Origin of the sequence: Salinicola acroporae, from assembly GCF_003206615.1 — a bacterium.
Lineage (GTDB): Bacteria > Pseudomonadota > Gammaproteobacteria > Pseudomonadales > Halomonadaceae > Salinicola > Salinicola acroporae.
Map to the genome: position 1 here is coordinate 525,413 of NZ_PZJW01000002.1, position 21,026 is coordinate 546,438.

Here is a 21,026-nt window from a genome sequence, read left to right on the forward strand (position 1 = left end):
CCACGATGCGTTTCGATTCACTCCCAGCCGAGGATGCCATGAACATCGTCATCGCCCCCGATAGCTTCAAGGATGCCCTTTCCGCCCGCGACGCCGCTGCCGCCATCGCCGCCGGCATCGAGCGGGAACTGCCCGACGCCATCCTGCACCAGTGTCCGATGGGCGACGGCGGCGAGGGTACGCTGGATGCCCTGCTGGTGGCGACGGATGCCGAGCGGAGGACGGCAAGCGTGCAGGATGCGCTGGGGCGCGAGGCCACCGCGGCCTGGGGCTGGCACGAGGCATCGCGCACCGCGTTCGTCGAGCTGGCCGAGGCCAGCGGTCTGCAGCAGCTCGAGCGTGACGAGCGTACCGCGCTCGACAGCACGACCTTTGGCGTCGGGCAACTGATCGTGGCGGCGCTGGATGCCGGCGCGAAGTCGCTGGTATTGACCCTGGGCGGCAGCGCCACCAACGACGCCGGTGCCGGCATGCTGGCGGCGCTTGGCGGACGACTGCTCGACAACAGAGGCAATCCCCTGCCTCCCGGCGGTGCCGCGCTGGCCGAACTGGCGACACTCGATCTCGAGGACCTTGATCCACGGCTGGCCTCGCTGACGGTTCAGACCGCCGTCGATGTCGATAACCCGCTGCTCGGGCCACGTGGCGCCAGCGCCGTGTTCGGCCCGCAAAAGGGCGCCACCGAGGCCGATGTCGAGCGGCTGGATCAGGCGCTGTCGCACTTCGCCGACCATGTCGCCAGGATTCTGGACGAGGATTTCAGGGAGCTGCCGGGTGCCGGCGCCGCCGGCGGGATGGGCTTCGCGGCTCGCGCCTTTCTCGGCGCCACCCTGCGCCCCGGCATCGAACTGGTGATGGATCAGGTCGATTTCGACACATTGCTGGCCGATGCCGACTGGGTCATCACCGGAGAGGGCCAGCTCGACGGCCAGAGTCTCTCGGGCAAGACGCCGATCGGCATCGCCCGCCGGGCAGAACGCTTCGGCGTTCCCTCCATCGTGCTGGCCGGACGGCTGGGCGATCAGTGGCAAGCCTCCTTCGATCATGGCATCACGGCCGCGTTCGCCCTGGCGGATGGTCCGATCACCCTGGACGAGGCGCTGGCTCGCTGCGGCGAACTGCTGGCCGATCGCGCGCGAACGCTGGCCAGACTGTGGCGTGCGGGCAACCACGGATGACGCGCCACCGGACGATCTTTCGCGACGCTTGTTTTGTCGTCATGTAGCCCTGATATACCCAGGCATGGAACGCGCTTAACGTCCTGATAGAACGACGCTATCCGTGCCATATCGAGACTTGGATGGGGCTTCGGAGAGTGCCCGGTTACACTGTCACGATCACCTTTCAGGAGAGATACCATGTCCGACATCGATACCAATGCCATCGGCCTGTATACGTCCAGCGCCGAGCAGCTCGCCGAAAAGCTCAACACGCTGCTCGCCAACTACCAGGTGTTCTACATGAACACCCGCGGCTACCACTGGAACGTCAAGGGCGAGCAGTTCTTCGAGCTCCACGCCAAGTTCGAGGAGATCTATACCGACCTGCTGACCAAGGTCGACGAGGTCGCCGAACGTATCCTGACCCTGGGCTACCAGCCGCTGCACGCCTATAGCGACTACGCCAAGGTATCGCAGATTCAGGAAGACAAGCAGGTCGCCGACGGCAAGCAGTGCGTACAGGGTCTGGTGAAGGGATTTCAGGTCCTGATCGAGCTGCAGCGCGAGTTGCTCTCCCAGGCCAGCGACGCCGACGACGAGGGCACCGCCTCCCTGGCCAGCGACTACATCCGCGAGCAGGAAAAGACCGTGTGGATGCTCAACGCCTACCTCGGCTGAAGCGCTCACGCTAACCGCCGCTGCCAATGTCGATGCCGCCCCGAGGGGCGGCATCGTCTTTTGGGGCACGGGCTATCTCACCGATAGTCGAGATTAATTAAACTTCGACAATCCTCCGGCCGATGTTGTGCGGTACCCACCACGAGCCCTGCGATCCGGCAGGCTCGCGGCTTACTTCCCGCCCAGCGGAGGCCATCATGCCCCTCGATACGCCCACCGACAGCTTCGACGCACTCGCCGCCCCGCCGATGGAGGCGCTGTGGCAGGCGGTCAATCGCTCCCAGGCGGTGATCGAGTTCGATCTCGACGGCCATGTGCTCGATGCCAACGCATGCTTCCTCGACGTCATGGGCTACCACCGCGACGAGGTGGTAGGTCAGCACCACCGCCTGTTCTGCGACGAGCGCTACGCTCAGAGCCGCGCCTATCAGGAGTTCTGGAAGCGCCTGGGGCGCGGCGAGTTCGTCAGCGGCGAGTTCCATCGCGTCACCCGCCAGGGCGAGGATATCTGGCTGCAGGCGACCTACAACCCGGTGCTCGACGCCGAGGGCAGGCCCTATAAGGTGATCAAGCTGGCCTCGGACATCACCCTGCAAAAGCGCGCCGTCGCCGAGTACGAAGGCAAGGTCAAGGCGATGGATCGCGCCCAGGCGGTGATCGAATTCGATCTCAAGGGCAACATCCTCGCCGCCAACCAGAACTTCCTCGATACCCTGGGCTATCACGCCGACGAGATCGTGGGTCAGCATCACCGCCTGTTCTGCGAACCCGACCATGTGGTCAGCCGCGAGTACCGCGACTTCTGGCTGGCGCTGAGCCGCGGCGAGCTATTCGATGGCCGCTTCATGCGTCTGGGCAAGCATGGCCGCCGGGTCTGGATCCAGGCCACCTACAATCCGATCTTCGATGCCGACGGCAAGCCCTACAAGGTGATCAAGTTCGCCACCGATATCACCGCCGAGGTCGAGCTGGAGGAGCATATCCAGGCCCAGACCGAGGCCATGAGCCGGTCGATCCACGCGCTCAACGCCTCTATCGCTTCGATCGCCGAGAATACCCAGCTGACCCGCTCACTGGCCCGCGAGACCCAGCAGGAAGCCGGCCGTGGCACCCAGTCGCTGAACGACTCGCGCGAGGCGATGGCGGCGATCCAGAAGTCTTCCGAGGATATCGATGCGATCGTCAAGGTGATCGGCGAGATCGCCTCGCAGACCAACTTGCTGGCGTTCAACGCCGCGATCGAGGCAGCCCGCGCCGGCGAGCACGGGCTGGGTTTCTCGGTGGTCGCCGACGAGGTGCGCAAGCTGGCCGAGAAGTCCGCCGACGCCACGCGCCAGATCAACCGCCTGCTGGGCGAGTCGCTCAAGCGCATCGACAGCGGCAACATGGTAACCCAGCGCGCGACCGACTCGTTCGCACGTATCGTCGAGGGCGTGGCCCAGACCACCGACTCGATCGAGGAGATCGCCACCACCGCCAGCGCCCAGCTCGAGACCGCCAACCGGGTCGATAGCGCGATCCGTGAACTGGCCCGGGCAACCCGTGGCGAGGAGCGGGCGAGATCATGAGCGCGCGCGTCTTCGGCATCCTGCGCGTCGGTGCCGGCGATGTCGCGCTCGATGCCCACGATCTGCAAGAGGTGGTGCGCCTGGAGAAACTGCCACCGCCGCGGCCGCGGGCGCCGGCCTGGTCGCGGGGCACGCTGTCGCTGCGCGGCCAGCCGCTGCCGCTGGTCGATCTGGCAGGGCTGCTGCAGCTCGACCATGCCCCCCAGGCAGCGCCCACTTTCGATATCCATGACGCCGTCCATGTCGACGAGCCCCAGAGCAAGGCTCAGGCCAGCTTCGTCGCCGTGGTGGCGCATCGCGGCGCGCGTTTCGGGCTGTGTGTGACCCAGATCGTCGATGTGATCGAGGTGCTGCCCAACCAGCGCCATGCGGTGAGCCACGGCGACGGCAGCACGCTGGCGCTGACCCCGGCGCTGATCGACCACCCGAGCCTGGTCCACCCGGCTTACCTGCTCGACCTGGATGCACTGTTCGCGCTGAAGGAGATGGTTGCGGTGACACCCTCACCGGAACGGACCGAGCGCCCATCCTTCGACACCTCGGCGCCGCCGACGCTGACCAGTGACGCCACGCCGACGCGGCTCACTGCCCGACGCTGGCTGATCGTGGAGAGTGGCGGCCAGGCGCTGGCGCTGGATACCGCGATCGTCGGCGAGGTCGCCAACTGCCCCGAGATCGAACCGCCGCCGATCGAACTCGACGCCTATCTCGGCAACGTCACGCTGCGCGGCGCGCGGCTGCCGCTGTTCGCCCCCGGCGAGTTGATCGGGCGTGCCACGCAGCGCGTACAGCCCAGCTACATGGTGGTGCTCGATGGCCCCGAGGGGCGTCTGGCACTGGCCCTGGAGCACGTCGCCGCGCTCAGCGCCGACGGCACCCTGTCACCGGCCGGCCCGGGCCAGGCGGCGGCGGTGGCCGGGCTGGTCGTCGGGCCCTCGGGGCGCGATGCGCTGGCGCTAGATCACCGGGTGTTGCTGTCGGCGCTCAATCTGAGCGCACTGTCACGCCTGCATGCGCGGCTCGATGGCAAGCGAGCCGGCAACTCAGCCGCCGAACACCAACCCCGGCGGCGCTTCGCGCTGGTGCGCTTCACCTGTGCGGGCGACTACACCACCCTGCTCGACCAGCTCGACGCGGTCGATGCCGCCCCCACCGACTATCTCGCCAGCGGCGGCGACCCGCGCTTCGTCGGCGTGTGGCGCCGTCACGGGCGCAGCGTGGCCCTGGTCGATCTGCGCCGCCTGCTGGGCCGCGACACGTCGCGCCCACCTCAGCACGTGCTGATCGCCGACAGCGGCCAGGGCCTGATCGGCTTTCTCGCCGATGCGGTGCAGCGCATCGATTACGTCGAGGCGGCCGAAGAGAGCCTGGTGGTGCGCTGGCGGGGTGACATCGATCCCGCGGCCCCGGCGATCGAACGCGCCAAGCGGCTGGTGGCGCTCGGCGTCGGCCCCGACCATCAGGTGATGGCGCTGCTCTGCCTGCAGGGCCTGGCGATCGACTTGGCGACGAGCAGCGCGACGCTGCCGAACGCCGACGCGACCCCCGAACCCGCCTAGCCCGGTCTGCCCGGGTCCGGGCGGCCTTGCGCCGCGGGCACGTCATTGTCCGCGCCGCCAACGGCGTCCACCCCGTCTTCGCCACGCTCGCTCTCGCCCCTCTCGTTTTCACCGTCATCACCCACGCGACTCGCGTCGGCGCCGCGCGGCGTTCGATCGAGTGCCGTCTCGTCGGCGTCCGCCTCCCGGGTCAGGTGCTCGGGCAGCGCTCGCTTCATGCGCACGCCGAGCTTCTCCAGCGCCAGCGCCTGGCCGACCAGACTACCCTGGCCAGTGGCGAGCCGTCCCATGGCCTGATCGTAGCTGCCACGGGCACGGCCCAGGTGGCGTCCGACATCCTCGAGACTCGAGACGAAGCCTTGGAACTTGTCGAGCAGCTTGCCGGCGCGCTCGGCGATATGACGCGCGTTCTCGTTCTGACGCTCCAGATTCCACAGGCTCGCCACGGTGCGCAGGCTGGCCAGCAGCGTGGTCGGCGTGACCACCACGATGTCGCGCGAGAAGGCGTCCTGGAACAGGGTGTCGTCGAACTGGAAGGCGACCGCGAAGGCCGGCTCGATGGGCATGAACAGAAACACGAAATCCGGCGAGCGCAGCCCCGGCAGGCGCGGATAGTCGCGCCCCGCCAGGCCGTCGATATGCGCGCGGATCGCCTGCACGTGGGCGCGCAGCGCCTGCTCGCGCTCGGCATCGTCCTCGGCATTGACGTAGCGCACGTAAGCGTTGAGCGAGACCTTGGCATCGACGATCAGATGCTTGTCGTCGGGCAGGTAGATCACCGCGTCGGGGCGCTGACGGCCCTGTTCGCCCTCGATCGAGACCTCGCGGCGGTACTCGATGTCGCGGCGCAGCCCGGAGCGTTCGAGCACCGACTCCAGCATCATCTCGCCCCAGTTGCCCTGCATCTTCTTGTCGCCCTTGAGCGCCCGGGTCAGGTTGGCCGCTTCTTCGGTGATCTGACGATTGAGGGTGGCGAGCTGGTCGATCTGCACCTTGAGCGTGGTGCGCTCGCGCACCTCTTGGCCATGGATCTCTTCGAGACGCTGGCGAAAGCCGCTGACCTGCTCGCGGAAAGGCTTGAGCAGCGCTTCGAGGCTGTCGCGGCTCTGGGCGCTGTAGGCGCGCTGGCGCTCGTCGAAAATGCGTCCGGCGAGGGATTCGAACTCGTGCCCCATCCGCGTCTTCGCCTGCTCCAGCAACTGGAGCTGTTCCGCGTGCTGGTTCTGCTGCTGCTCGTACCGGGTCTCGAGCCGCCCATACTGCTCGCGCAGCGTCGCCAGGCGCTCGTTGAGGGCCTCGAGTTGCTGCTCGCGGGCACCAAGCTGCTGCTGCAGTTGCCCCTGCCGTTCGCGCAGATCGTCCTGCTGGGCATCGCTCTGGGCCAGTTCCTGCTCAAGGCGCCGGCACTGCGTCTCGCTGGTCTGGAGCCGCACCTGGAGGCTGTCGCGCTCGCCCCTCCAGCGCCGGCGCTGCCACACCAGGACGCCGACTAGGATCGTCACCAGGCCACCCAGCAGGACGAGCCCACCGGCAGACGGCAACAGCCATTCCCCCACTCCGCCATTCATCGCATCGCTTCCTCTTGCCCTGGCACCCACTCGCCATCTCGCGGCGGCCACCATCCCCGAGTCGGCTCCCGCGCGCAAGCGGCGTGCTCCAGACCGGGGGTGCCCACGCGCGTTTTTCCTTGAACTTTGCCCAGACTATCCCAAACTTCCTGAGTGAGCCGAGACATGGACCAGGATGGCTCATGGGCTTGCTATTCACCGAAACATCAAGCCGATATATCAAGACCAGGAGGTCAAGATGGCTCAGCAACTTAACGGTAAACGTGTCGCAATTCTCGCCGCCGACGGCTTCGAGGAGTCCGAACTTGCCTCCCCTCGTGCCGCGCTGCAGGGCCAGGGCGTCGAGACTCATGTCATCACCCCGGACGGCAAGGGCATTCGCGCCTGGGCCGAGACGGAGTGGGGCGACACCTACGAGGCAGACAAGAGCCTCGACGCGGTCAACGAATCCGACTACCACGCTCTGGTACTGCCGGGTGGCCTGTTCAACCCGGACACCCTGCGACTCAACGACAAGGCACTGGCGTTCGTCAGGCACTTTTTCGAAGCCGGCAAGCCAGTCGCGGCGATCTGTCATGCGCCATGGATCCTGATCAACGCCGGCGTCGTCGAGGGCCGCAAGATGACCTCGGTGCCCTCGGTCGCGCAGGATCTGAAAAACGCCGGCGCCCAGTGGTTCGACGAGTCGGTCGTGGTCGACAGCGGCCTGGTCACCAGCCGCACGCCAAAGGATCTCGACGACTTCAACGGCAAGTTGCTCGAAGAGTTGGCCGAGGGTCGTCACAGCAAGCAGCACGCCTGATCGACGCTCGACAACGACCGTCCGGACGCCCACCCTATGGTGGGCGTCTTGGTATCTGGTATCGGTGAACGGCTCGGCCAGACTTTGCACGATAACCTGCAAGTTCCCATACTCATCGTTAATCGAACCTAGGATTGCCAGCTATCGTGCCCCACTCTTCCGACACCGCTTCCGACACCGCCCGCGCTGGCTCGCTCCCCCGGCTGTTCGTGACCAAGCTCATCCACTTCACCAAGAAGCTGGTTCGCCTGTTCATTCGGCCCATGCGCGGGGGCGACAAGGGCGAGGGTGGGGTGATCGTCCATCCCTATCGCGGCTACGGCTCGCATACGGAAGCCTTCATCATGGGCCGTGTCTTCCGCCAGCCCGGACGACTGATGAAATGGGAGAAAGGTGGTGCGGCGCGCGACCTGGTCGACGTCACACGTCGCCTGGTCAGGCATGGAGTCAGGGATGCGCGGGTCGACATCCGGCTCGGCGCGACCCACGCCACCGTCACCACCGATCGCGATGGCTACTTCCACGCCCATATCGACATTACCCACACCCTGCCCGCCGAAGCAATCTGGCACTCGGTCAAGCTGGAAGTCCTCTCGGAGGACGACGCCATCAGCACCGAGACCGAGATCTACATCCCGCCGGCGAGCACCGACCTGATCGTGATCAGCGATATCGACGACACCGTGATGTACACCGGCGTCGCCAACAAGTTGAAGATGCTCTATCGGCTGTTCATGGAAAAGGCCGACCGGCGCACCGCGTTCCCAGGCGTCGCCGCCCTCTATCGCGCGCTCTACGGCGGTGCCGAGGGCAACCGCAAACGCCCCATGCTGTATGTCTCGCGGGGGCCCTGGAGCATCTACGAGGTCCTCGAGATGTTCTTCAACATGAATCGTATCCCGGTCGGGCCGATCCTGTTCCTGCGCGAGTGGGGCATGACGCTCAAGCGGCCCTGGCCACGCAAGGCGGAGGACCACAAGTCCGATGTCATCTGCAACATGCTGTCGCTCTACGACACGCTCCCCTTCATTCTCATCGGCGACAGCGGCCAGCGCGATCCGGAGGTCTACACCGAGATCGTCAAGATGCATCCCGACCGCGTCCGTGCCATCTACATCCGCAAGGTGGACGACGACCCGCAGCGGGACGCCGCCATCGAGGCCCTGGCCAATGAAGTCAAGCACGCCGGTTGCGAACTGATCCTCGCCCGCGACAGCGTCAGCATCGCCGAGCATGCGCTGGCGAAAGGCTATATCTCGGAAGAGGGCTGCGAGGCGGTACGCGAGGACACGCACCGCCAGCAGCAGCAATAAGACGTGGTTATCGCCCTTTGACGACCTGTATTACCGTCGTTTGCAGGAGAGAGGCCCGCCAAATGTTGGCCTCTGGTCCATGGAGACGAGGGGGGCACCATGGAGAGTGATTCTCTCAATTCAATGGCGTTCCGGCGGGAGCGCCATTGCCGCGAGAGAGCACTCGCCAGATTCGCTTCCGGACCGGCCTCAGGCAGCCTTGCCGGAGGCGATGTCGGCGACCAGCGCCTTGAGCACCTTCCAGAACTCCTCGACCGAGGCCAGCTCGGTACGCTCGGTGGGTGAGTGGGCGCCACGGATCACCGGGCCGAAGGAGATCATTTCCAACTGCGGATATTTGCCACCGATGATGCCGCACTCGAGGCCGGCATGGATCACCTTCACCGCGGGGTCGCTGCCTAGCTGTTCCTGGTGAAGCCGACGAAAGCGGGTCAGCAGCGTGCTGTCCGCGCTCGGAGTCCAGCCAGGATAGGCGTTCTCGACCCGCGTCTGGGCGCCGATCAGGCCGAACAGCGCCGTGAAACGATCCGCCAGGTTGCGCGTCGCGCTGTCCCGCAGCGATCGCACCAGCGCGCAGAGGTGGAAGCGCCCCTTCTCCAGCGATACCACCCCCAGGTTGTTGGAGGTCTCCACCACGCCCGGCACCTCGACGCTCATGCGCTCGACACCGTAAGGCGCGGCGTGGAGGGCGGAAACCAGCAGTTGGGTGGCAGTGTCGGTCAGCGCGTCCACGTCCTCGCAAGAGACCGCGGCCGGCGACAGCGAGAGCGTCACGTCGTCGTCGACGCCGGCCAGCTCCTCGCGGTAGAGCGCCTGAAGGTCGGCGAGCGCCTGCTCCACCGCCGGCAGATGGTGTTCGTCCACCACGATGGTGGCGAACGCCTCACGAGGCAGCGCATTGCGCAGCGTGCCCCCCTGGTAGTCCACCAGTCGAATCTCGAACTCGCCCAGTCCTCGCAGCGCCCTCACCAGCAACTGGTTGGCGTTGCCCCGCTCCTTGTGAATATCGGCACCGGAGTGCCCGCCGACCAGGCCGGTCAGGGAGAGGCGACGCATCACCTCCTCCTCATCGCAGCCACGCATCGGCAAGTCGGCGTCGACCACGACATCGGCGCCGCCAGCGCAGCCAATATAGACTTCGCCGCGATCCTCGGAATCGAGATTGAGCAGGTAGCGCCCCTCCAGCCAGTTCTCGTCCAGCGACAGCGCACCCTGCAACGAGGTCTCCTCCTCCAGCGTGAACAGCGCCTCGATCGGGCCGTGATCGATGTCGTCCGCCTCGAGAATCGCCAGCGCCGCCGCGACACCGAGACCATTGTCGGCACCCAGCGTGGTACCGCGGGCGTGGAGCCAGCCATCCTCGACGTAGGTGTCGAGTGGATCGTTGAGGAAATCGTGGGGGTGGTCGCTGTTGGCCTGCGTGACCATGTCGAGATGGCCCTGCAGGATCACGCCGGGGACGGCCTCGCAGCCCGGACTCGGCCCCTTGCGGATTCGCAGGTTACCGTAGCTATCGCGATCGTGGGTCAAGCCCTTGTCGTCGGCCCAGCGCTGCAGGATGTCGATCAACTTCGCTTCGTGGCCAGAGGAGCGCGGCGTATTGCAGAGCGTACGAAAATGACGCCACACGGGCTCGGGGGAGAGTTGCAGCAGATGATCGTTCATGGTCGATTCCAGCCTCGTCGCGCGGCGAGCAGCTCGCCGCAACGGGTGTCGAAAGAGTGATGAATGAAACCCGAGCCGCCAGCGGACCGCAGCTCGTTTTGAGGTGCGAACACCTTACTCGTCTGACTGCGGCTTGACCATATGTGCCGAGTGCTCGCACGCTTCAGCCAGGCGCCGGTGCGGTGCCCTCGACATCGCGGCGGTCGTGGTACCAAGCCAGCAGCGCCGCGGCCAGCCCGCGCGCGCTCGCCAGCCGTTCCCGCCGCCCCTGTCGCGAGAGCGCCTCGTCGCGATACTGGAACAACGCCGGGACGGCCACCCGCACCGATCGCGTCAGGTCGCCGGGCAGCAATGGCCCCTCCTCCTCGCACGCCAGCAGGCGTTCGACCGTGGCCAACGGCTGTTGCCGCCACCAGCCAAGCCAGGCCTCCCGCAACCAGGGCCGGACGGGGCCCAGCTCGCCGCCTCCTGACGCGAACCAGTCCAGTCGTTCGTGGCAATCGGTGGACAGGACCGGCTCGGGCCCCTCGTGCAGCCAGGCCGCCACGACGAGAGGCTCGATCTCCCGCAGTTCAGCTGCCAGCAGGTCCGGCAGATGACGCACGAAATCGTCATGCATCCGGTCGAGGAGCCGCGCCGATTCATTCGCCAGCGCCAACGCCATCATCTGCGCAGGTTCCCCGCTGGACGCCTCTCGGGTCAGCCCGATCCGTAGCGAGCGAAACCCCTGCCGACGCCAGAAGCCGGTCAACGACGGCTCCGCGCCGTAGCTCACACCCAGGTGATCGACAGCACGCTCCCGTGCCGTCGCGGCAACCCGTTCGATCATCGCCGAGCCGATCCCCTCCCGCCGGGCCTGCGGGTGAACGGCGATCCGCATGATTCGCCACCAGCTGGCGAGTGCGGCCTCCCGGTAACCGCCGTGGGTGGCCAGCGATTGCGCCAGCAGATGCCCCCGCGGTCGCCGCTGCCCCCGATGGATCGCCTCGGCCAGTGCGACATCGAAGCCCCCTTCCTGCTGCACCACGCAGATACCGACGGCCATGTCGCCGACGAAAGCCGCCAGCAGGTGAACGTCGGGGCCGTCCAGCAGGTGGCGAAGATCGCTCGGCGACGTACGGTAGTGAGCCTGCACCAGCAGGCCGAAAATCGATCTCAGCAAGCCGTCGTCCCGGGCCAGCGCCGCCCGGTCCAGCCAGACATGGGTGACCGGCATCGGGGACGCGACAGCGGCGACGGAGTCGGCGGCGACGATCTCGGCATCCAGGCACAGCAGGTCGCGGGTCAACGCCTCCAGCGGGTCGCCGGCCGCCCAACGAATGGGGGTATCCAGCGGTAGCCGCCGCCACTCCGGGGTCAGCCGATTCAACGCCTCACGCAGACGAACCTCGAACCCGCGGCCGGTGCCCTCGTAGCCATGCACCGTGGTGGCGAAGGCGATCCGCGGGAAGCGACGCAGCCAGTCGACCAGACGCGCGGCGGGAATCGCGGCCGCCTCGTCGACGAACAGCGTCGGCGGCGACTGCGCGTCGATGTCGGGCGCCGATAGCGCGGGAACGACCTGCTCCGGCGCCAGCCATTCGACCCGGCACTCCCGGCCGTCGACGCGGACCTCGAAACGCCCCGCGTCGCGCCTACCGTCGGGCAGCAATCGCTGGAGGCGTTCGAACACCGCTTCCACCGCGACCGCACTCGATGCCGCGATCCAGAGCCGTCGCTCTCCCCGCATCAGCCGACGCGCAGCCGCGATGCCCAGCGCCGCGCTCTTGCCACGGCCGCGATCGGCCACCAGCACCACCGGCCGGCGCCGCCGCATTCGCGTCAGTCGCGAAACCGCTTCGGCCTGGTCACGGGTCAGGCAGTCGCTGTCGTTGACGCGATCCTCGATGTAAGAGTCAGGGTCGAGCTCTGGGTCGATGTTTGAATCGATGATGGGATCGGAACTCGGGCCGGAGAAGATCGCTGAAGACGAAAGCGGCAACGCGGCATCAGACGGCCATACCGCCAGATCGGCGCTGTCTCGAAGCCCTCCGGCGAGGCGCTGCAGGTAGTGCGTCGACAGGGTTTCCGCATCATGGGGCCAGTGCGCTAGCCGTCGATAGTCGGCATCCGGCAGCCAGTCCGCATCGGTGGGCTGCTGCCAGTGCCTCGGCGTCAACAGCACCAGCCACCCCCCGGCCAGGACGGTACCGCTGATGGCACCGAAGGCATCCGGATCGAACCCCGCCTCCGGGGATAGGGCGTCGAAGATCACCAGATCGTGCTCGCTGCCCAACTGGCCGCGGGCGCGGGAGGCACTCAGCCGCGTCACCCCCTCGGGTAGTGGGGACGCCTGGGAGAAAGAGGCCAACTCGGGGCCGATCCACAGCGGAGAGCGCCAGCGCCCCGCCGCGATCCAGGCCCGAGCCTTGCTGACTGCCTGGGGGGCGTCGTCGGCGATCCACAGCACGCCTCGCCAGCGACGGCACCGAAGTTCCTCGCTGCGAACGACCAGCCAGTCGCCGAGCCTGGGATGCGCATTCGAGGCGGACATGACCGACATCTAACCGAAGGCGTCACCCAGATCGGGTTTCATCGTGGAGCAGTATCGGGCTGCGGCCACCGCGAGGAGAATCCCGACCAGGGTCAGCGCGACCGGCAGCCAGCTGAACACGACGCCGGAAGAGGTGTAGAGATAGAGGAAGAACACCGTCATCACGCCGCCACCCAGCAGCCGACCGGCCCTGACACCGGCGAGGTAGACGCTGGCCAGCACGCCGACGAATGGAATCAGCACGCTGAAGAGGTTGATCGTGAACGCTCGCCCGGCCGCCGCCACGGCGGGAAGTACCAGCCACGCCACCAGTTCCCAGGCCACCAGGTAGATCGCCACCGGCGCGGCGAAACTCCCGATCAGGCGCAACACGGTGCGGGTCGGTTCGTCGGCGCCGGGTTTATTTGACTGAGGCGTTTTCATAGCGGCAAACCATCCTGAACGATCGAACGAAACGCTGAGGCGGGTCAGCAGGAGAGCCAGATTACAGACGGAAGACGGAAGACGGAAGACGGAAGACGGAAGACGGAAGACGGAAGACGGAAGACGGAAGACGGAAGACGGAAGACCAAACCATCACCATAAAACAAAGCGACCGGTTTTCGTCTTTGGTCTGGCTTTTTCTTCCGACTTTCCTCTTCCAGGCACGAAGTGCCGCTCTTCCAGCTTATCGCTTACAGCTCCGAGCGAAGCTCAGGTGCGGCTCCGGCGTAGCCGGCTCAATGCTCGATCTTCTTGAGCAGGAACACCAGCGGCACGCTCAGCAGGTAGATGCAGCCAAGCCACAGGAAGATGTCGTTGTAGGCGAGCACCTGGGCCTGGACGCCAAAGCGCTGGCCGAGCAGCGCCACCGCGCTGTGGTAGGGATCGGCGACATGCCCGATCAGCATCGCCTGATAATTGTCGATCTGCTGCTGGACCACGACTCGCCCCTCGTTGAGCGCGGGGATCAACTGGTTCCAGTGATAGTCCTCGCGCCAGTCGCGGACGGTGTCGAGCATCGCCAGCCCCACCGCGCCGCCGAGGTTACGCATCACGCTGAAGAGCCCGGCGGCGTTGCCCAGCTCCTGCGGCGGCAAGGTGCCGAGCGCGATGCGGGAGGCCGGGATGATGCACATGATCATGCCGATGCCGCGCACGATCTGCGGCCAGAAGAACTGCCAGAACCCGGATTCGCTGGTGAGGTTGTTATTCATCGCCGTCCCGATGCCGATCAGCGTCAGACCGAAGAACAGCAGCACACGCAGATCGACCGAATTGGTCAGCCGCCCCACGACAGGGGCGGTGAAGAACATCGCGACTCCGGTGACGAACATGACTTCACCGATCTGAAGGCTCGAGTACCCCCTCACGCCGCCGAGAAACAGCGGCATCAGATAGACAAGGCCGTACATCGCGATACCGACCACGAACACGAGCCCGGTGCCGATGGAGAAATTGAGATTGCGAAAGGCGTGCAGGTCGACGATGGGAAATTCATAGGTGAACACGCGCCAGAAAAAGCCGACGCAGGAGGCCGCGCAGAGCAGTGCCATCCACACGATCAGCTCGCTGGAGAACCAGTCGTCGCCCGGCCCCTCCTCGAGTACGAACTCGAGGCTGCCGAGAAACAGCGCGATCAGGATCAGGCCGCGAAAATCGAGACGTTTGGCGACTTCCTTGTCACCCTTGTCGATGTCGAGGAAGCGCCACGCCGCCAGGGTGACGAAGATCCCCGGAATCACGTTGGCCAGGAATAGCCAGTGCCAACTGAACAGCTCGGTGACATAGCCTCCGACGGTCGGTCCGATCGACGGCGCCATGGTCACCACCATGCCGATCACGCCCTGGACGGCCCCCATCGCGCGCCGGGGAAACAGCGAGAAGCTGATCGCCTGGGTGATCGGGATCATCGCGCCCCCCATGAAACCCTGGATGGCACGCAGCACGATCAGTTGCTCGATGTTCGAGGCAAGCGCACAGCCGAGGCTGGCCAAGGTGAAACCGGCGCAGGAGATGACGAAAGCGACCCGCGTCGAGAGCCAGCGCATCAGTACGCCGGAGAGCGGGATCATGATGATCTCGGCGACCAGGTAGGAGGTCTGGATCCAGGATATCTCGTCGCTCGAGGCCGAGACGCCGGCCTGAATCTCGTTCAGCGAGCTGGCGACGATCTGGATGTCCAGAATCGCCATGAACATGCCGAACACCGCCGCGATGAAACCGAAGCGGTAATGCCAGGACGGCATCTCCTGCGGGCCGGCGCCGGCTGGTGCCGCCACTTCACTCATGCCACGGCCTCACGAGGGACTGTCACGATCGCGGCCCATCGTCCAGCTCGGGGCCGGGATCGAAGTAGATCGCCTGGCCGTCGACCTCGCGGGTATCCACCGAGGGTTCGACCGAAAGGCCGGACTGCAGCCGCCACAGTTGATCCTTGGGCCCGGTGACCCGGATCTTGACCGGCACGCGCTGGACGATCTTGTTGAAGTTGCCGGTGGCGTTGTCCTGGGGCAGCAGACTGAACTGGGTGCCGGTGGCCGGCGCCACGCTGTCGACCTTGCCGGTGAACGTGATATCCGGATAGGCATCCACCGCAAGCGTTACCGGCTGGCCCACCCGCATCCGCTCGATCTCGGTCTCCTTGTAGTTGGCGACCACATAGGCGCTGGCGACCGGAACCAGCTGCATCAAGGTGAGCGACGGCTGGGCGAGATCGCCGGGCTCGACGGTCAGATTGCCGATGATACCGTCGCGACGGGCGACGATACGCGTCTTGGCCAGTTGGCTCTGGTTGTAATCGATGTCCGCCTCGGCGGCGTCTCGATTGGCCTTGGCGCTGTCGATGGCAGCCTGGTCGGCCGACAGTCGCCGTTTGGCCGATTCGACGCTCGCCTGTCGCGCCGCCAGCGTGGCCTGGGCGACCCGCAGTGACGCCTGGTCGTCCTGCAACTGCTGGCGCGAGGCGTAGTTGTTGGCCGCCAGCGACTGCGAGCGCTCGAGATGCTGGCGCGCCTGGGCGACATCGGACTGGGCAGCGGTCACCTGAGCCTGCGCCTCGTCGATACTGGCCTGGTCGAGTTCGACCTGGCGCTGGGCCTGGGTCACGTTGGCCGAGCTGACGGCCAGTTGCGCCTGGGCCTGGGCCAACTGGCTGCGGGTATCGCGGTCGTCGAGCCGCACCAGCAGATCGCCCTGCTTCACACGCTGGTTGTCGTCCACCGCCACCTCGAGCACCCGCGCACTGACCTCCGCGCGCACCGCGACACTGTCGGTATGTATATAGGCGTTGTCGGTCTCGATGAAAAAGCGACTGGTCTGCCACCAGTGCCACGCGAAGACGAGCGCCACCGCCAGCGCGACCAGTATCACGACTGCCGTGTAGAGTTTCTTTTTGATCTTCATGCCGAGCCTATTTTGATGCCAGAACTGCGCGCCCAATCAATGTGTAGTGTAGACTACACTATCTTTTTGAAAACGCCACCGCGTATCGAAAAAATCCAGCCTTGCCGGCACGAGGGAACGCCATGCCATCACCACGCCCCCAAGACTCCCCCCCGACCACCGCGCGGGGCCTTCAGCGTCGGGATGCCCTGCTCGACGCGGCACAGCAGCTGTTTCTCGAGCACGGCTACGGCCAGGTCAGTGTCAACGACATCGTTGGCCGCGCCGGCGGTTCACTGTCCACTCTCTACCGCCATTTCGGTAACAAGGAAGGCCTGTTCCAGGCCATGGTCGAACGCCGTTCCCATCATATCTACGGCACCCTGACCGACGAGGGGGTCGACGAGCTGGCCATCGAGGCGGCGCTCCAGCGACTCGGCATCGATCTGCTGGTCAAGGTCATGGGCGAGGAAACCCTGGGTATCTACCGCGAAGTGGTGGCCGAGAGCCCCCGCCAGCCACAGCTGGCCCGGCTGTTCTTCGATGGCGGCCCCGGTCGCGTTCGGCTCGCCCTGGCCAACTACTTCGAGCGCCGGGTGCAGCGGCAACTGATGCCAGCCTGCGATACCGTCGAGCTCGCCGGCATATTCCTTGGCATGCTGCTGGGCGAATGGCACCTGATTCGCGTGCTGCAACTGAAATCGCCGCCCTCGCGGGCGGCGATAGAGGAGCGGGTGACACGCTGTGTCGACCTGTTCCTGCATGGCGTCAAGGGTCTTCCGTCACGATGACGCCAACAGTGCCTCGATGGTGATCGGCAGGTCGCGATGGCGCTTGCCGGTGGCGTGGTAGATCGCATTGGCGATCGCCGACGCCACGCCGGTCAGGCCGATCTCGCCGACGCCACGACCACCGAACTCGTTGTGCTTGAAGTCCGGGTAGTCGAGCAATTCGACGTCGATCTCCGGCGCATCGGCGTGCGTCGGGACAATGTAGTCGGCCACGTTGGCGTTGATCAGCCGCGCATCCCGCGGGTCGTAGTCGAGCTTCTCGAGCAGGCCCATGCCGACGCCCATGACGATGCCGCCCTCGACCTGATTACGCGCCGTCGGCGGGTTGATCGCCCGGCCGATATCGATCGAGGAGACCACGCGCGCCACGCGCACCCGGGAGATTTCCGGATCGATACGGACCTCGACGAAGTGCGCGCCGAAGGAGCGAAAAGCGTACTCGCTCCGCTCGTCGCCGGGCGCGGCGCTGCCCTGACCGTTGACGCTCGACAGCTTGCTGGTCTCGAGGATCTCCTCGAAGCTCACGCGGCGCTCACCATCGGTGAGACCTCCCGCTTCCGCGGAGAGCGCATCGGCGTCGCTGCCCTCGAATGCCCCGCCGCTGCCGACTGCCACCTCCTTGATCGCATCCAGCGCATCGCGCACCGCCGCCGCCACGGCGGGCAGCACCGTCGCCGTTGCCATGGAGCCACCGGAGAGCGGCCCCGCCGGCAGGCTGGTCTCACCCAGCTTGACCTCGATACGGGAGAGCTCGGCGCCGGTGAGTTCGGCCACGGCCTGGGCGACGATAGTGTAGGTGCCGGTCCCGATGTCCTGAGTGCCGCAGGCGGCGAACAGCGAGCCGTCGGCGCGCAGCTCGACCCGTGCCTCGCAGGGCTGGCGCCCGGCGGACCAGGTGCAGGAGGCCATGCCGTAGCCGATGATTTCGTCACCGTCGCGCATCGAGCCGACGGCCGGGTTGCGCTGCTCCCAGCCGAAGCGCTTGGCAGCGCTGGTCAGGCATTCGTCGAGATGCTTGCTCGACCACGGAAGCCCGCTCGCCGGGTCCTGCTCGGCGTTGTTTTTCAGCCGCAGCTCCACCGGGTCCATCTCGAGCGCCACCGCCAGCTCATCCATGGCGGTCTCCAGCGCGAAGATGCCGGAGACCTCACCCGGGGCCCGCATCGGGCACGGCGTGCCGTGATTCACCTCGAGCACGCGCTGGCTAGTCGAAACGTTGTCGCAGGCGTAGAAACTCGGCGTGGCGCTGCCGCAGGTGTCGACATACTGATGCACCAGCGAGGTCTCGGTGGTGCTGTCGTGGATCACCGAGGTGAGCTTGCCGCTGCGGTCGGCACCCAGGCGGATACGCTGACGCGAGGCGGGCCGATTGCCACCGCTGGTCATGTCCTGCTGGCGCGGCAGCACGACCTTCACCGGCCGGCCGATCATCCGCGCCGCCACCGCGGTGGCGACCGAGTGGGGCCACATGAACAGCTTGTTGCCGAATCCGGAGCCGACGTAATGCGAGATCACCTCGAGGTTCTCCTGGGCGAGCCCGAAGACCCGCGCCATGGCGTTGCGCTGGAAGAAGACACCCTGGGTCGATTCATGCACCACCAGGCGCTTGCCCGCGTCACGCCACTCGGCGAGGGTCGCGTGCATCTCCATCTGCAGGTGGCTTTCGGCGGCGATGTGGTAGGTCGAGTCGACCTTGACCTCGGCGCCGCCGAATGCCGCTTCCGGATCGCCACGGGAGCTACCGGCGCTCTCCTGCAACGTGCCTTCGGCCTCGGTCTGTAGCAGGCTGACGACGGCGCCGCGCTCTTCACGGTAATGGGCAACCACGCGTTGGGCCGCGGCTCGCGCCTGCTCGAAGGTCTCGGCGACGACGAGGGCGACATACTGGCCGTGGTAGTAGATGCGCTCGTCCTCGAACGGCAGGCGCACCTCGTTGACCATGTCACCATGGGCCATGGAGTTGGGCGAGCGGTGCAGCGCCTCGAAGTGGCCGTGGTGAAAGATGTCCACTACGCCCGGCATCGCGCGGGCGGCATCAAGATCGAGGGATTCGAGCACGCCGTTGGCGATGGTGGCCGACACCGGGTAGCCGTAGAGCATGCCGTCGACGTGGAGTTCACCGGTGTAGCCGGCTCGGCCGGTGAGCTTGAACTCGCCGTCGATGCGCGGCGTGCGCTGGCCGACGACGCGGGGTTTGTCGAAGTCGGGTCGGGTCATGTCGTTCATGCCTGGCTCTCCTGTGTCTCGCTCGCCGGCGTCTCGCCACGGGCCGCGTTGCGCAGCGCGCGCACGACCGCCTGACGCGCCAGGGGAATCTTGTAGCCGTTGTGCTCGCACGCCTGGGCATCCTTCAGGGCGATGTCGGCGGCGCGCTCGAAGCTCGCCTTGTCGGCGACCTGACCGACCAGCGCCGCCTCGGCATCGCTGCAACGCCATGGCTTGGTGGCGACGCCGCCAAGCGCGAGGCGCGCTTCCCGAATCGTGTCGCCGTCGAGCACCACCTGGGCGGCGCAGGAGGCAAGCGCGAACTCGTAGGAAGCACGGTCACGCAGCTTGAGATAGTGTGAACCGGCGTTTGCCAGCGGCGCGTCCAGGGTGATCGCGGTGATCAGCTCACCGTCGGCCAGATCATGCTCGATGTGCGGTGTGTCGCCCGGCAGGCGATGGAAGTCGGCGAAGTCGACCTCGCGTTCACCGTCAGGCCCCTGCAGCGTCAGCGTCGCGCCGATGGCGGCGATACCGACGCACATGTCCGAAGGATGCACGGCGATACAGGCGTCGCTGCCGCCGAGCACGGCATGCATGCGGTTGATGCCGTCTATCGCGTCGCAGCCGCTGCCCGGCTCGCGCCGATTGCACTTGGCCGCCGGATCGCGATAGTAGGGGCAGCGGGTGCGCTGCATCACGTTGCCGGCGGTGGTCGCCATGTTGCGCAGCTGCGTCGACGCCCCCGCCAGCAGCGCTTCGGAAAGCACCGGATAGTGCGACTTGACCTCGGGGTGATGGGCCAGGTCGGTATTGGTGACCAGCGCGCCGATCTTGAGCCGACCATCGTCGAGCCGCTCGACCCGCTTGAGCGGCAGCGCATTGATGTCGACCACGTTTTCCGGCTTCAGCACGTCGAGCTTGATCAGATCGAGCAGGGTGGTGCCACCGGCGACGAAGGCGGCGTGGGGCATCGTTCGATGGGCGGCGTGATCGACGCTATCGGCGCGGGAGTAGGCGAAGGTTCTCATGCCGCTCCCTCCTTGCGCGTGGCGTCATGGCCCAACTGCACGCGGGATTTCTGGATTGCCTCGACGATGTTCTTGTACGCCCCGCAGCGGCAGATGTTGCCACTCATCGCCTCTTTCACCGAGGCGTCGTCGGTGCCGATACGCTCGTCGTTGAGCAGCGCGGTGGCGGACATCATCTGTCCCGGCGTGCAGTAGCCGCACTGGTAAGCGTCGCACTCGAGGAAATTCTGCTGCACCGGGTGGAGTTCGCCGTCGCGGGCCAGCCCTTCCACCGTAGTCACCTGCTGGCCTTCACACATCACGGCAAGGCGCAGACACGAATTCATCGCCTGGCCGTCGACATGCACGGTGCAGGCGCCGCACTGGCCGTGGTCGCAACCCTTCTTGGTGCCGCCGAGCCCGAGCTGCTCCCGCAGCACGTCGAGCAGCACGGCGTTTGGCGCGACGTCGAGGGTGCGCGGTTCGCCGTTGAGCGTGAAATTGAGCGTCTGGGTACCGAGAGTCTCTGGCACCCGGGGTCGGGAATGCACGGAATCATCCATCTTGCCGGCTCCTCATCGGGGATCTGAACCATGGCGACACGGCGCGTCACTGCGCCTCGTCACGGTTCGTTGTCAGGGTGTCGTCTTCGCAGACCGAACCGTCGCAGAGCATTGTCTCGCTCTCTCGGTCACGGGCCTGAACCACGAGTTGTCGCGGTACCCGCCCGTCGCCAGCTGCCGCCTACGGCTAGGCGACGGCTCAGCCTGTCTGTCACGGAAGCGCCGGGTAGCCGATGTTGTCAGGACAT

General features: G+C 66.3%; 16 protein-coding genes. 7 read left to right on the top strand and 9 right to left on the bottom strand.

Annotated features, from left to right (window positions below):
- Positions 1 to 38: 38 nt before the first annotated feature.
- The 4 genes from DOM54_RS03635 to DOM54_RS03650 all read left to right on the top strand — a co-directional run bounded on the left by DOM54_RS03635 (position 39) and on the right by DOM54_RS03650 (position 4,965).
- Positions 39 to 1,178: a glycerate kinase gene (locus DOM54_RS03635; protein WP_110715127.1), complete on the top strand. Its 1,140-nt coding sequence runs from the start codon at positions 39 to 41 to the stop codon at positions 1,176 to 1,178.
- A gap of 180 nt (positions 1,179 to 1,358) precedes the next feature.
- Entirely contained in the window at positions 1,359 to 1,838 is a 480-nt protein-coding gene (locus DOM54_RS03640; protein WP_110715006.1) for a Dps family protein, read from the top strand.
- 197 nt (positions 1,839 to 2,035) lie between these two features.
- Complete coding sequence (locus DOM54_RS03645; protein WP_240613750.1) at positions 2,036 to 3,406, top strand: methyl-accepting chemotaxis protein; 1,371 nt, start codon at positions 2,036 to 2,038, stop codon at positions 3,404 to 3,406.
- Positions 3,403 to 4,965 carry a chemotaxis protein CheW gene (locus tag DOM54_RS03650; RefSeq protein WP_110715008.1) on the top strand — a complete coding sequence of 521 codons (1,563 nt, stop codon included), beginning with the start codon at positions 3,403 to 3,405 and terminating at the stop codon, positions 4,963 to 4,965. The genes DOM54_RS03645 and DOM54_RS03650 overlap by 4 nt, the downstream gene beginning before the upstream one ends.
- Here DOM54_RS03650 and DOM54_RS03655 read toward each other — a convergent pair.
- Entirely contained in the window at positions 4,962 to 6,533 is a 1,572-nt protein-coding gene (locus DOM54_RS03655) for a DNA recombination protein RmuC (protein WP_110715009.1), read from the bottom strand. The genes DOM54_RS03650 and DOM54_RS03655 overlap by 4 nt on opposite strands.
- A 238-nt stretch (positions 6,534 to 6,771) precedes the next feature.
- Between DOM54_RS03655 and DOM54_RS03660 the strand changes: the two genes are divergently transcribed.
- On the top strand, positions 6,772 to 7,335 hold the full coding sequence (locus tag DOM54_RS03660; RefSeq protein ID WP_110715010.1) for a type 1 glutamine amidotransferase domain-containing protein: 564 nt from the start codon (positions 6,772 to 6,774) through the stop codon (positions 7,333 to 7,335).
- 146 nt (positions 7,336 to 7,481) lie between these two features.
- The gene (locus DOM54_RS03665; protein ID WP_338067005.1) at positions 7,482 to 8,648 is read left to right on the top strand and encodes an App1 family protein; all 1,167 of its coding nucleotides are present in this window, start codon (positions 7,482 to 7,484) and stop codon (positions 8,646 to 8,648) included.
- Positions 8,649 to 8,837: 189 nt separating this feature from the next.
- Here DOM54_RS03665 and DOM54_RS03670 read toward each other — a convergent pair whose 3' ends face one another.
- The 5 genes from DOM54_RS03670 to DOM54_RS03690 form a co-directional block, all read right to left on the bottom strand.
- Positions 8,838 to 10,313 (bottom strand): aminoacyl-histidine dipeptidase, encoded by a 1,476-nt coding sequence (locus DOM54_RS03670; protein ID WP_110715011.1) that lies wholly within the window; start codon positions 10,311 to 10,313, stop codon positions 8,838 to 8,840.
- A gap of 163 nt (positions 10,314 to 10,476) precedes the next feature.
- A complete protein-coding gene (locus DOM54_RS03675; protein ID WP_110715129.1) occupies positions 10,477 to 12,846 on the bottom strand; it encodes a GNAT family N-acetyltransferase in 2,370 nt (789 codons plus the stop codon).
- A 9-nt stretch (positions 12,847 to 12,855) separates the two neighbouring features.
- Positions 12,856 to 13,269 (bottom strand): hypothetical protein, encoded by a 414-nt coding sequence (locus tag DOM54_RS03680; RefSeq protein WP_110715012.1) that lies wholly within the window; start codon positions 13,267 to 13,269, stop codon positions 12,856 to 12,858.
- A gap of 296 nt (positions 13,270 to 13,565) precedes the next feature.
- Positions 13,566 to 15,116 carry a DHA2 family efflux MFS transporter permease subunit gene (locus DOM54_RS03685; protein ID WP_110715013.1) on the bottom strand — a complete coding sequence of 517 codons (1,551 nt, stop codon included), beginning with the start codon at positions 15,114 to 15,116 and terminating at the stop codon, positions 13,566 to 13,568.
- A 22-nt stretch (positions 15,117 to 15,138) separates the two neighbouring features.
- The gene (locus DOM54_RS03690) at positions 15,139 to 16,230 is read right to left on the bottom strand and encodes an HlyD family secretion protein (protein ID WP_110715130.1); all 1,092 of its coding nucleotides are present in this window, start codon (positions 16,228 to 16,230) and stop codon (positions 15,139 to 15,141) included.
- A 122-nt stretch (positions 16,231 to 16,352) separates the two neighbouring features.
- On the opposite strand from DOM54_RS03690, the gene DOM54_RS03695 reads away from it, so the two are divergent.
- Positions 16,353 to 17,000 carry a TetR/AcrR family transcriptional regulator gene (locus DOM54_RS03695; RefSeq protein WP_110715014.1) on the top strand — a complete coding sequence of 216 codons (648 nt, stop codon included), beginning with the start codon at positions 16,353 to 16,355 and terminating at the stop codon, positions 16,998 to 17,000.
- Here DOM54_RS03695 and DOM54_RS03700 read toward each other — a convergent pair.
- Genes DOM54_RS03700 through DOM54_RS03710 form a run of 3 tightly spaced genes read right to left on the bottom strand, consistent with a single transcriptional unit; the run spans position 16,992 to position 20,778 of the window.
- Complete coding sequence (locus DOM54_RS03700) at positions 16,992 to 19,226, bottom strand: xanthine dehydrogenase family protein molybdopterin-binding subunit (RefSeq protein WP_240613751.1); 2,235 nt, start codon at positions 19,224 to 19,226, stop codon at positions 16,992 to 16,994. The two genes, DOM54_RS03695 and DOM54_RS03700, sit on opposite strands and share 9 nt — an antisense overlap.
- Positions 19,223 to 20,236, bottom strand: coding sequence for an FAD binding domain-containing protein (locus tag DOM54_RS03705; RefSeq protein ID WP_110715015.1), 1,014 nt, complete (start codon positions 20,234 to 20,236; stop codon positions 19,223 to 19,225). Before DOM54_RS03705 ends, DOM54_RS03700 begins: the two co-directional genes overlap by 4 nt.
- Entirely contained in the window at positions 20,233 to 20,778 is a 546-nt protein-coding gene (locus DOM54_RS03710) for a (2Fe-2S)-binding protein (protein WP_110715016.1), read from the bottom strand. Before DOM54_RS03710 ends, DOM54_RS03705 begins: the two co-directional genes overlap by 4 nt.
- Between the last annotated feature and the right edge of the window lie 248 nt (positions 20,779 to 21,026).